General features: G+C 36.7%; 10 protein-coding genes and 1 tRNA gene. All 11 read right to left on the bottom strand.

The window, feature by feature from the left end:
* Positions 1–423: 423 nt before the first annotated feature.
* The gene (locus tag DDD_RS09925) at positions 424–732 is read right to left on the bottom strand and encodes a DUF3467 domain-containing protein (RefSeq protein WP_015362704.1); all 309 of its coding nucleotides are present in this window, start codon (positions 730–732) and stop codon (positions 424–426) included.
* Positions 733–737: 5 nt separating this feature from the next.
* Complete coding sequence (gene rpoC, locus DDD_RS09920; protein ID WP_015362703.1) at positions 738–5,045, bottom strand: DNA-directed RNA polymerase subunit beta'; 4,308 nt, start codon at positions 5,043–5,045, stop codon at positions 738–740.
* Positions 5,046–5,136: 91 nt separating this feature from the next.
* The gene (gene rpoB, locus DDD_RS09915) at positions 5,137–8,946 is read right to left on the bottom strand and encodes a DNA-directed RNA polymerase subunit beta (protein ID WP_015362702.1); all 3,810 of its coding nucleotides are present in this window, start codon (positions 8,944–8,946) and stop codon (positions 5,137–5,139) included.
* Between the two features lie 124 nt (positions 8,947–9,070).
* Entirely contained in the window at positions 9,071–9,445 is a 375-nt protein-coding gene (rplL, locus tag DDD_RS09910) for a 50S ribosomal protein L7/L12 (protein WP_015362701.1), read from the bottom strand.
* A 51-nt stretch (positions 9,446–9,496) separates the two neighbouring features.
* A complete protein-coding gene (gene rplJ / locus DDD_RS09905; protein ID WP_015362700.1) occupies positions 9,497–10,015 on the bottom strand; it encodes a 50S ribosomal protein L10 in 519 nt (172 codons plus the stop codon).
* 11 nt (positions 10,016–10,026) lie between these two features.
* A complete protein-coding gene (rplA, locus tag DDD_RS09900; protein WP_015362699.1) occupies positions 10,027–10,725 on the bottom strand; it encodes a 50S ribosomal protein L1 in 699 nt (232 codons plus the stop codon).
* 11 nt (positions 10,726–10,736) lie between these two features.
* Complete coding sequence (gene rplK / locus DDD_RS09895) at positions 10,737–11,177, bottom strand: 50S ribosomal protein L11 (protein ID WP_015362698.1); 441 nt, start codon at positions 11,175–11,177, stop codon at positions 10,737–10,739.
* A 74-nt stretch (positions 11,178–11,251) separates the two neighbouring features.
* Positions 11,252–11,806, bottom strand: a complete 555-nt coding sequence (nusG, locus tag DDD_RS09890; protein WP_015362697.1) for a transcription termination/antitermination protein NusG — start codon at positions 11,804–11,806, stop codon at positions 11,252–11,254.
* Positions 11,807–11,816: 10 nt separating this feature from the next.
* The gene (gene secE, locus DDD_RS09885; protein ID WP_041567082.1) at positions 11,817–12,014 is read right to left on the bottom strand and encodes a preprotein translocase subunit SecE; all 198 of its coding nucleotides are present in this window, start codon (positions 12,012–12,014) and stop codon (positions 11,817–11,819) included.
* A gap of 73 nt (positions 12,015–12,087) precedes the next feature.
* Positions 12,088–12,160, bottom strand: a tRNA-Trp gene (locus DDD_RS09880).
* Between the two features lie 90 nt (positions 12,161–12,250).
* On the bottom strand, positions 12,251–13,438 hold the full coding sequence (gene tuf / locus DDD_RS09875; RefSeq protein WP_015362696.1) for an elongation factor Tu: 1,188 nt from the start codon (positions 13,436–13,438) through the stop codon (positions 12,251–12,253).
* Positions 13,439–13,551: the final 113 nt, after the last annotated feature.

The raw sequence follows: 13,551 nt of genomic DNA, 5'->3' as shown, positions 1-13,551 counted from the left end.
ATATATCTATTTGAATAAAGTGTTGAGCTTATCAACATCTTACTAACACACGAAAATATAGATAAAAACGATATTCATTAACAAATAGTTAAGGTAAAGTAAATGCCTTTCGATATAAGACATTATAATGTCGTCTAAAAACATTAACAGGCTGAAATATATATGAACAAGAAATAATTTGAATCATGGTTAGGCAAAAATGAAATCAAATAAAAGGATTGAAAAAACGGAAGAAGGATACAAATACGCAAAATAAAGAGCCTTGATAGGTAAAAATAGACGAAGCTAAACATGTTATAGTAAAACTGAAAAAAGTCGTTTAAAAAGCGGTAATAGAGCTTTCAAATTAATTTACTATAAGTTAAATCTATTACTTATTATTTTAAAATAATAAAGCCTGATGATAAATCATCAGGCTTTTAATTATGCTTGGCCTGTTGGGCCAAAATTTAAAGGAATGGGCGGTTGATCATGATCTTTAATTTCCCCATGAGCTTGTTCAAATTTTCTCACGTTATCATGCAAAGCTTTGGCTAAGCGTTTTGCATGTTGTGGTGTCAAAATAATTCTGGATTTAACCTTTGATTTTGGGTTACCAGGCATAATATTAACAAAATCTACAACAAACTCAGAAACTGAATGATTAATTATTGCTAGGTTACTGTACTGACCTTCTGCAATTTCCCCATCAATTTCTATATTGATTTTATGATCAGGATTATTCTTTGCCATTACTATTAGTTATAATTCACTTTAGGTTCCTCCTTCTGATTAAGAAGCTTTTCAAATTCCTCTTTAGAACCCACGATAATGTCTTCATAGTTACGCATACCTGTACCTGCTGGTATTCTGTGCCCTACAATTACATTTTCTTTAAGTCCTTCTAATGTATCTACCTTACCTGCAACAGCAGCCTCATTCAATACTTTAGTTGTTTCTTGGAAAGATGCAGCACTTATGAAAGATTTAGTCTGTAAAGATGCTCTAGTAATTCCTTGAAGAACAGGCTCTGCAGTCGCAGGCATTACATCACGGGCAGTTACCAATGCTTTATCTTCTCTTCTAAGAATAGAGTTTTCATCTCTCAATTCTCTTGAAGTAATAATTTGACCTTCTTTCAAGTTCTCAGAGTCACCTGCTAGTTCAACCACTTTTTTACCGTATAATCTATCGTTTTCAAGAATGAAATCTTCCTTGTGAACCAATTGGTTTTCTAAGAACATTCCATCACCAGAATCTACGATTCTTACTTTACGCATCATTTGACGTACTACTACTTCAAAATGCTTATCATTAATCTTTACACCTTGTAAACGATATACTTCTTGAACTTCATTTACCAAATACTGCTGTACAGCACTAGGTCCTTTAATTGCAAGAATATCTTTAGGCGTAATTGAACCATCAGATAGAGGCATACCTGCTCTTACATAATCGTTTTCTTGAACAAGGATCTGATTAGAAAGTTTAACTAGATATTTCTTGATTTCATCAGTCTTTGAAGTAACGATAATCTCTCTGTTACCACGCTTGATTTTACCAAAAGAAACAACACCATCGATTTCACTTACTACAGCTGGATTAGAAGGATTACGAGCTTCAAACAACTCTGTTACTCTAGGAAGACCTCCAGTAATATCACCTGCTTTAGCAGATTTACGTGGTATCTTAACTAATACCTTACCAACTTTAATTTTCTCATCATCATTGATCATCAAGTGAGCACCAACTGGAAGGTTGTAAGAAATAACATTGTCTCCTTTACTATCTAAGATATGTAGAGTAGGGATTAATTTTTTATCTCTTGAGTCAGAAATTACTTTTTCTTCATATCCTGTTTGTTCATCACTTTCTACTTGGAAAGTAACCCCTTGAATAATATTTTCAAATTTGATTTTACCAGCAAACTCAGAAATGATTACACCGTTAAATGGATCCCATTTAGCAATTAGATCACCTTTCTTAACTTTTGTTCCTGGCTTAGCATATAATTCACAACCGTAAGGAATATTGTTTGAGTTCAATAACATTCCAGTCTTTTCATGAAGTAGCTTAGATTCTGCCGTTCTAGATATTACTACCTCTACTGCATTACCTTCATTATCTTCGCCTTTAACTGTCTTTAGATCTTCAATTTCAAGAATACCATCATTCTTAGCAACAATCGAGCTATCTTCAGAAACGTTACCTGCAACACCACCTACGTGGAAGGTTCTCAATGTCAATTGTGTACCTGGTTCACCAATGGATTGTGCAGCAATAACACCTACTGCTTCACCTCTCATTACAAGACGATTAGTAGCAAGATTACGACCATAACATTTAGTACAAACACCTTTTGGAGCCTCACAAGTAAGAGCTGATCTTACTTCAACTGATTCTAGATCTGATGCCTCAATTGCATCTGCGATATCCTCACTAATTAATTGACCGGCTTCAACAAGTACATCTTGTGTCGCTGGATCAATAACATCATGTAATGCAGTACGGCCTAAAACTCTAGCGCCTAATTTCTCCATTACCTCTTCATTCTTCTTCAACGCAGAGACCTCAATACCTCTTAATGTTTCACAGTCTTCATGATTCACTATTACATCTTGAGCTACATCATGTAGACGTCGAGTAAGGTAACCGGCATCTGCAGTTTTAAGTGCGGTATCTGCTAGACCTTTACGAGCACCGTGAGTAGAAATAAAGTATTCAAGAATGGAAAGTCCCTCTTTAAAGTTAGAAAGAATAGGATTTTCAATAATTGCTCCACCACCATCATTAGATTTCTTAGGCTTAGCCATTAATCCACGCATACCAGTAAGCTGTCTGATCTGTTCCTTAGATCCACGCGCTCCAGAATCAAGCATCATGTACACTGAGTTAAACCCTTGTTGGTCTTCTCTAATGTTTTTCATGGATAATTCTGTAAGCTGCGCATTAGTCGCAGTCCACACATCAATTACCTGGTTGTATCGTTCATTTTGAGTAATAAGACCCATACCATAGTTACCACGTATAGCATCTACTTTAGTATTTGCCTCATCAATCATAGATTGCTTCTCTGCTGGAATCATAATATCTCCAAGTGAGAAAGACAATCCACCACGGAATGCAAATCCATAACCTAAGTCCTTAATTTCATCAAGGAAAGCAGCTGTTCTTGGAACATCTGTTACTTTAAGAATATCTCCGATAATATCTCTAAGAGCTTTCTTAGTTAATACTTCATTGATATATCCGGCTTCATCAGGTACTTTTTGATTAAAAATTACTCGACCAGCAGTTGTTTCAATGATTTCAGCTTTATAAGAACCATCACCTTGAAGTAGATTGATTCTACATTTTACTGGAGCATTAATATCTACACGCTTCTCATTAAAAGCAATTACTAATTCTTCTGGACCATAGAAAGTAAGTCCTTCACCTTTCACTATGTGTCCAGGTTCTGATCTACGTAATTTAGTCATATAATATAGACCTAATACCATGTCCTGAGAAGGAACAGCAATAGGACTACCATTAGCAGGATTTAAAATGTTGTGAGATGCGAGCATCAACAACTGACATTCTAAAATTGCCTCTGGCCCAAGTGGCAGGTGTACCGCCATCTGGTCACCATCAAAGTCGGCATTAAATGCTGTACATACTAATGGGTGCAACTGGATCGCTTTACCTTCAATCAACTTAGGTTGGAATGCTTGTATTCCAAGTCTGTGAAGCGTAGGAGCACGGTTCAACATAACTGGATGTCCTTTAAGAACGTTTTCCAAGATATCCCAAACTACAGGCTCTTTCTTATCTATTATTTTCTTAGCTGACTTCACAGTCTTTACAATACCGCGCTCAATAAGTTTACGGATTACAAATGGCTTATAAAGCTCAGCAGCCATATCTTTAGGGATACCACACTCATATAATTTAAGTTCTGGTCCCACAACAATTACCGAACGTGCAGAATAATCAACACGCTTACCTAGTAAGTTCTGACGGAAACGTCCTTGCTTACCTTTAAGGGAATCTGATAATGATTTTAATGGTCTGTTAGAATCTGTTTTAACAGCACTAGATTTTCTTGTATTGTCAAGAAGTGAGTCCACCGCTTCTTGTAGCATACGTTTTTCATTACGGAGAATAACTTCTGGAGCTTTAATCTCCATCAATCTCTTCAAACGATTGTTACGTATAATTACACGACGGTAAAGATCATTTAAATCTGATGTTGCAAAACGACCACCATCTAGTGGTACTAATGGACGCAATTCTGGTGGTATAACTGGTACCACTTTCATGATCATCCACTCAGGCTTATTCTCACGACGCTCATTAGAATCTTTAAGAGCTTCTACAACCTGTAGACGTTTTAAAGCTTCCGTTTTACGTTGCTTAGAAGTTTCATTGTTTGCCTTATGTCTTAAATCATAAGATAATGATTCTAGATCGATACGTTGCAACAACTCTATCAAACACTCTGCACCCATCTTTGCGATGAATTTATTAGGGTCTGAATCTTCTAAATATAAATTCTCTTGAGGAAGACTATCTAAAATATCAAGATATTCCTCTTCGGTAAGAAAATCTAATTTATTTACCTCTTCACCTTCGGCATTTTTTGCAATACCTGGCTGTATTACTACATATCTCTCATAATAAATGATCATATCCAGCTTCTTTGAAGGAAGCCCTAGTAAATAACCTATTTTATTAGGCAAACTACGGAAATACCAAATGTGCGCCACAGGCACTACAAGATTAATATGTCCTATACGATCACGTCTTACTTTCTTTTCTGTAACCTCTACACCACATCTATCACAGACGATTCCTTTATAACGTATACGCTTATATTTTCCACAAGCACATTCATAATCCTTTACAGGACCAAAAATACGTTCACAGAAAAGTCCATCCCTTTCAGGTTTATGCGTACGATAGTTAATCGTTTCTGGTTTTAACACCTCGCCTCTTGACTCTGCAAGAATCGCTTCAGGAGATGCAAGACCGATTGAAATTTTAGAAAATTTCTTTTGTGTTGGGTTCTCTTTATGTCTAGCCATAATAATGGTACTATTTTTAGTTTAAAGTAATGAGGCTTTTAAGAGTTCCGCTTTCGCGAAAGCGGAACAAGTATCCATCCTCACAGAAAAATTAATCCTCAAGTCTTAGATCTAATCCTAGACCTTTCAACTCGTGCATCAATACGTTAAATGATTCTGGAAGACCAGGTTCTGGCATAGGTTCACCTTTAACGATTGCTTCGTAAGTTTTTGCTCTACCTATTACATCATCTGATTTTACAGTTAAGATTTCACGTAGTGTACTGGAAGCACCATAAGCCTCAAGTGCCCAAACCTCCATCTCACCAAAACGCTGACCACCAAACTGTGCTTTACCACCTAATGGCTGTTGTGTAATTAATGAGTAAGGACCTATTGAACGTGCGTGCATCTTATCATCTACCATGTGACCCAGTTTAAGCATGTAGATAATACCTACTGTTGCAGGTTGATCAAAACGCTCACCAGTACCACCGTCATATAAATAAGTATGACCAAATCTTGGGATACCAGCTTCATCTGTATAACCATTTATTTGATCTAGAGTTGCACCGTCAAAGATAGGAGTGGCAAATTTCTTACCTAATTTCTCTCCTGCCCAACCTAGTACAGTTTCATAAATCTGACCAATGTTCATACGAGAAGGTACACCAAGTGGATTCAATACGATATCTACAGGTGTTCCATCCTCTAAGAATGGCATATCTTCCTGACGTACAATACGTGCAACAATACCTTTGTTACCGTGACGTCCCGCCATCTTATCTCCTACCTTAAGTTTACGTTTTTTAGCAATGTAAACTTTAGCAAGTTTGATAATACCAGCTGGAAGCTCATCTCCTACTGAAATCGTAAACTTCTCACGACGTAAGGATCCTTGAAGATCATTCTCTTTAATCTTATAGTTGTGAAGTAAATCTGCAACCATATCATTAACATCGCTACTTGTAGTCCAAGTACCAGAAGTTAAATGAGTAAAGTCATCTACAGAGTTCAACATTTTAAGAGTATATTTTTTTCCTTTAGGAAGAACTTCTTCTCCTAGGTCATTAAATACACCTTGTGATGTTTTACCACTTACTATTTCAAATAATTTTTCAATAAGGCGTTCTTGAAGACCATCAAATTTAGCTTGATATTTTTGTTCTAATCTCGCTATATCTTCTTTGTCTTGAGCTCTCTTTCTCTTGTCTTTTACGGCACGAGAAAACAACTTCTTATCGATTACCACACCTCTTAATGAAGGTGAAGCTTTTAAGGAAGCATCTTTTACATCGCCAGCCTTATCACCAAATATCGCTCTTAGAAGTTTTTCTTCTGGAGTAGGATCAGATTCTCCTTTAGGAGTAATCTTACCTATAAGTATATCGCCAGGCTTTACTTCGGCTCCGATACGTATCATACCGTGCTCATCAAGATTTGCAGTAGCTTCTTCACTTACGTTAGGAATATCTGCTGTAAGCTCTTCATTACCTAGTTTAGTATCTCGTACTTCAAGTGAGTACTCATCAACATGTATGGAAGTGAATATGTCTTCACGAACTACTTTTTCTGAGATTACGATTGCATCCTCAAAATTGTACCCTTTCCATGGCATAAATGCCACTTTCATGTTTCTACCTAAGGCAAGTTCTCCAGCTTCAGTTGCATAACCCTGACATAAAACTTGTCCTTTACTTACTCTATCTCCTTTAACAACGATAGGCTTTAAAGTAATACTTGTACCTTGATTCGTTTTACGGAATTTGATCAAGTTATAGGAAGTATCTTCAGGCTCAAAGCTCACAAGAGCTTCTCTCTCGGTACGGTCATAACGTATTACGATTTTCTGAGAATCTACATAAACAACCTCACCATCACCTTCTGCATTTATCAATACTCTTGAGTCTGTAGCTACTTGTCTCTCAAGACCAGTCCCTACAATAGGAGCATCAACTCTTAACAATGGTACCGCCTGACGCATCATGTTCGACCCCATCAAGGCACGGTTTGCATCATCATGCTCCAAGAAAGGAATTAATGAAGCAGATATAGAAGCAATTTGGTTAGGTGCAACGTCTGCATATGCAACCTCATTAGATTCTACCACTGGGAAGTCACCTTCCATACGTGCAATTACTTTGTCTTGATCTATCTTACCGTCGGACAGAGGTAAGTTAGCCTGTGCAATATGAAGTCCTTCTTCCTCTTCTGCACTTAAGTAAATAGGCTCATCATTTAAATTAACAACGCCATTTTCTACTTTGCGGTAAGGAGTTTCAATGAATCCCATCCCATTCACCTTTGCAAATACTGCAAGTGAAGAGATCAATCCAATGTTAGGTCCTTCAGGAGTTTCAATAGGACAAAGACGACCGTAATGAGTATAGTGTACATCACGAACCTCAAATCCAGCTCTTTCTCTTGATAAACCACCTGGCCCTAAAGCTGATAATCTACGCTTATGAGTAATCTCTGCCAATGGATTTGTTTGATCCATAAACTGAGAAAGCTGATTTGTTCCAAAAAATGAGTTAATTACAGAAGACAAAGTCTTTGCGTTAATCAAGTCAATAGGAGTAAATACTTCATTATCTCTAACGTTCATTCGCTCACGAATAGTACGAGCCATACGAGCTAATCCTACTCCAAATTGTTGAGACAACTGTTCTCCAACGGTACGTACACGACGATTAGATAGGTGATCAATATCATCAATCTCTGCTTTAGAGTTGATCAACATGATCAAATGTTTAATTATAGTAATGATATCTTCTTTAGTAAGCACTTGCTTATCCATAGCAATATCAAGACCTAATTTTTTATTCATACGGTAACGACCTACTTCACCTAAATTATATCTTTGATCAGAGAAAAATAATTTATCGATAATACCACGTGCAGTTTCTTCATCTGGCGGCTCAGCATTACGTAATTGTCTATAAATATGTTCTACCGCTTCTTTTTCAGAATTAGTAGGATCTTTTTGCAATGTATTATGAATAATCGCATAATCAGCAGACATATTATCCTCTTTATGAAGAAGGATAGTTTTAGCTTGAGAATCTAAAATTTCATCTATATGCTCTTTTTCTAAAATAGTATCACGGTCAAGAACGATTTCATTACGCTCGATAGATACTACTTCACCAGTGTCCTCGTCTACGAAATCTTCATGCCATGTTCTAAGCACACGAGCTGCGAGCTTGCGACCTAGGTATTTTTTAAGACCTGTTTTACTAGCTTTAACTTCTTCAGCAAGATCAAAGATTCCTAAGATATCCTTATCTCTTTCAAAGCCTATTGCTCTAAATAACGTAGTTACAGGTAATTTTTTCTTACGATCAATATAAGCGTACATAACGCTATTAATATCTGTCGCAAATTCTATCCATGATCCTTTGAAAGGAATTACACGAGCAGAATATAGTTTGGTTCCATTTGCATGGAAAGATTGTCCAAAGAAAACACCAGGTGATCTGTGCAGTTGAGAAACTACAACACGTTCAGCACCATTAATACAAAAAGTACCTGAAGGAGTCATGTAAGGTATGGTTCCTAAATATACATCTTGAACGATAGTTTCAAAATCCTCATGTTCTGGATCAGTACAATATAATTTTAAGCGCGATTTAAGAGGTACGCTATAAGTTAGACCACGTTCAATACATTCTTGAATAGAATATCTAGGTGGATCTACGAAATAATCAAGGAACTCCAATACGAACTGATTACGAGTATCAGTAATTGGAAAATTCTCCATGAAGGTATTATACAAACCTTCTACTTCTCTCTTGTCAGATTTAGTCTCTAACTGAAAAAAGTCCTGAAAGGATTTAATTTGGATATCCAGCAGGTCAGGATATTCTGCCTTGTTAGTTACCGTTGAAAAATTAATTCTTTCTGTGTTTGTTGCTAGCATCAATGCACGGTATTAAATGATTAAAAAAAGCGTTATCGACGACGTCTCATCTTTATACGCAAAATGGTCTAGCCCTGTGAGCCTTGCTCACAGGTCTAAACCGATAATGTATGATCAAGTAGAATTACTTCAACTCAACCTCAGCTCCAGCCTCTTCTAGCTGAGCTTTAAGTGCTTCTGCTTCGTCTTTAGAAACACCTTCCTTAATAGGAGATGGTGCGTCGTCAACTAAGGCTTTTGCATCTTTCAATCCTGCACCTGTAAGTTCTTTTACAAGTTTAACTACAGCAAGTTTTGCACCACCTGGAGCCTTAAGGATTACATCAAATTCTGTTTGTTCTTCAGCAGCTTCTCCACCACCTTGAGCCGGTCCTGCCATAACAGCTGCCGCTGCTGCTGGCTCAATACCATACTCATCTTTTAGGATGTCTGCTAATTCGTTTACTTCTTTTACAGTTAAATTTACTAACTGCTCTGCGAAATCTTTTAAATCTGCCATTTTTCTATCGTTTTAATAAAATTTATAAATAATTGTTTGCGTACTAATTTGTTACTCTCTTTCAGAAAGTGTTTTTAAGATTCCTGCTATTTTTCCACCACCAGACTTAAGTGCTGAAACAACATTTTTAGCAGGACTCTGTAATAATCCAATAATCTCACCGATCATTTCTTCTTTAGACTTGATATTACTCAATGCCTCGATCTGATCGTCACCCACATAAATAGCCTCTTCAATGTAAGCTCCTTTTAATACAGGTTTTTTAGATTTTTTTCTAAAGTTCTCAATAACCTTTGCTGGAGCATTTGCTACCTCAGAAAGCATTATCGATGTATTACCTTTCAATAATTCTGGCAACTCGCCAAAATCTTTATCTGAAGCCTCCATTGCTTTTGTAAGAAGTGTATTCTTAACAACTGACATCTTTACGTTAGCTTTAAAACATGCTCTACGTAAATTAGATGTATCCTGTGCGTTTAGACCAGATATGTCTGTTAAATATATAGTTGAATTCTCGCCTAACGTAGCCGTCAAATCTTGAATAACATTTGCTTTTTGTTCTCTTGTCATGATCTAGATTTTTAGTCTTCTGCAAAACGTTTAGCGTCTATCTCAATACTGGGACTCATAGTACTAGACATGAAGATACTTTTAATGTAAATACCTTTAGACGTTGTAGGTTTTAATTTAACTAGCGTATTAATTAATTCTCTTGCGTTACCAGCAATTTTATCAGCTTCAAAAGAAGCTTTACCAACTGCAGCATGGATGATACCAGTCTTATCAACTTTAAAGTCAATCTTACCAGCCTTTACTTCAGTAACCGCTTTAGCGACATCCATAGTAACTGTTCCTGTTTTAGGATTAGGCATTAAACCTCTAGGACCCAATACTCGTCCTAAAGGACCTAATTTACCCATTACACTAGGCATAGTTATAATCACATCAACATCAGTCCATCCACCTTTGATCTTGTCTAAATATTCATCTAGACCTACATAGTCAGCTCCAGCATTCTTAGCTTCTTCTTCCTTATCAGGAGTTACTAAAGCTAATACCTTTACATCCTTACCTGTCCCATGAGGTAAAGTTACCACACCACGAACCATTTGATTTGCTTTACGTGGATCTACGTTTAATCTAACTGCAAGATCTACAGAAGCGTCAAACTTAGTTGTTGTAATTTCTTTTACTAATTTAGATGCATCAGCAACAGTGTAAGTCGTAGACTTATCAACTTTTGCTTGACTCTCTTTTTGATTTTTTGTCAATTTTGCCATTGTTACAAGTTTTAAGCAGGTGCATCGCCACCTTTAACATTCACACCCATTGATCTTGCAGTTCCAGCTACCATTCGCATAGCACTATCTACCGTAAAAGCATTGAGGTCTGGCATCTTATCTTCTGCAATCAATCTAATTTGATCCCAAGATATAGTTCCAACTTTTTTTCGATTAGGTTCACCACTACCACCTTTCAACTTAATTGCCTCAAGGATTTGTACTGCAGCAGGAGGAGTTTTAATTACAAAATCAAAGGATTTATCCTTATAAACCGTAATCGCTACCGGTAAAACTTTACCAGCTTTATCTTGAGTTCTAGCATTAAACTGCTTACAGAACTCCATGATATTTACACCAGCTGCACCAAGAGCAGGTCCTACAGGAGGAGATGGGTTTGCAGCTCCACCCCTTACTTGTAATTTTACAACCTTAGATACTTCTTTAGCCATTTTTATTTATTTCACTTATTTGATGATAATAAAGTGGAAGCCTTATTTACCAACTATAAACTGTAACATTTATATTATACTTTCTCTACTTGCATATAGCTTAACTCCAATGGAGTCTTACGGCCAAATATTTTAACCATAACTTCTAGCTTACGCTTTTCTTCATTTACTTTTTCGATAGTCCCGTTAAAACCGTTAAAAGGTCCGTCAATAACTTTGATAGTTTCCCCTGATTTGTAAGGAATCGAAATATTATCTGTTTGTTCTGCTAATTCATCAACTTTACCTAACATGCGGTTAACTTCTGATCTCCTTAGAGGAACAGGATCTCCACCTTTAGTTTCTCCAAGAAAACCTATAACTCCATTTACAGATTTAATGATATGAGGAACTTCTCCTTCTAATCTAGCTTGAACCATTATATAACCAGGAAAGTAAACACGTTCCTTATTATACTTTTTTCCATCTCTGATTTGAACTACTTTCTCAGTAGGAACCAAAATATTCTTTAAGTAATCTCCAAGATTGTGATGAGCAATTTCAGACTCAATATAGTCTTTAATTTTGTTCTCTTGACCACTTACAGAACGAACAACATACCACTTCATTAAATCCTTCTCTTCTGACATAATCAAATTATTATTGCGGCTTCACCCAATTAAAGTAGTTTTCAATCGCAGTGCTAAATACATAGTCAATACCTGCAACAATAAGTGCAAAAATGATAGAAAAAACTGCTACAGTTACTGTAAGCTTCTGTGTTTCTTCCCACGTCGGCCATGTAACATGATTAGTCAGCTCATTATAAGACTCCTTTACGTATGTTATTAAACTCATATTTTAGTTATTCAAAACTCCTTTATCGGTAATCAATTATAATTAACACGGCAGAAGAGCGTATATTAATGTGCACGGGCTGAGAGACTCGAACTCACGACACCTGGTTTTGGAGACCAGTGCTCTACCAACTGAGCTAAGCCCGCATAACATTCTAAAGAACGTTATGTATCCCTTATATATAGGGAAAGTATCCTGCCTAAAAAGACAGGATACTTAGTTTATTAAATTAGAAATTAATCTAAAATTTCAGTTACCTGACCAGCACCTACTGTTCTACCACCTTCACGGATAGCGAAACGTAAACCTAAGTTTAGTGCAATAGGCTGAATCAAATCAACAGTAATTGTAAGATTATCTCCAGGCATTACCATTTCTACTCCATCAGGAAGAGCAATGTTACCTGTTACATCAGTAGTACGTACGTAAAACTGAGGGCGGTAATTGTTGTGGAATGGAGTGTGACGTCCACCTTCTTCTTTCTTCAAGATATAAACCTCAGCTTTAAACTTTGCGTGAGGAGTAACAGATCCAGGCTTAGTAATTACCATACCTCTAGAAATCTGAGATTTTTCAATACCTCTTAGTAAGATACCTGCGTTATCACCAGCTTCACCTCTATCAAGAATCTGACGGAACATTTCAATACCAGTAATAGTAGATGTCAACTTTTCAGCACCCATACCAATAATCTCTACAGGATCTCCTGTGTTAGCTACACCAGTTTCAATACGACCAGTTGCAACAGTACCACGACCTGTAATAGAGAATACATCTTCAATAGGCATTAAGAAAGGCTTATCCATATCTCTTACTGGCTCTTCAATCCACTCATCTACAGCAGCCATTAATTCCAATACAGTATCTACCCATTTTTGCTCTCCATTTAAAGCACCTAAAGCAGAACCAGAAACAACAGGACCGTTATCTCCATCATACTCATAGAAACTTAAAAGATCACGAACTTCCATGTCTACTAACTCAAGAAGCTCTTCATCGTCTACCATATCCACTTTGTTAAGGAATACAACAATACGAGGGATACCTACTTGACGACCAAGAAGGATGTGCTCACGAGTTTGTGGCATAGGACCATCAGTTGCAGCTACAACAAGAATAGCACCATCCATTTGAGCAGCACCAGTAACCATGTTCTTTACATAATCGGCGTGACCAGGACAGTCTACGTGAGCGTAGTGTCTATTTTCTGTTTGATACTCTACGTGTGATGAGTTAATTGTAATACCACGCTCTTTTTCTTCAGGAGCGTTGTCAATTTGGTCAAAACTTGTTGCATTAGAAAAACCAGCATCAGCAAGTACTTTCGTAATTGCAGCGGTAAGAGTTGTTTTACCGTGGTCAACGTGACCAATTGTACCTACGTTAAGGTGAGGTTTCGAACGATCGTACGTTTCTTTAGCCATAACTTAAAATCTTAATTTATATTAGTGTTTCAATTTAAAAGAGACAGATACGGAGCTAAAACCAAATCAGTCTATACTAGTAATGGTCTCAAATGAGACCTATTTTTATTTAT

This window comes from Nonlabens dokdonensis DSW-6, assembly GCF_000332115.1.
GTDB lineage: Bacteria > Bacteroidota > Bacteroidia > Flavobacteriales > Flavobacteriaceae > Nonlabens > Nonlabens dokdonensis.
Note: the sequence above shows the minus strand (reverse complement) of the source record. Positions and strands in the feature narration are given on the sequence as shown.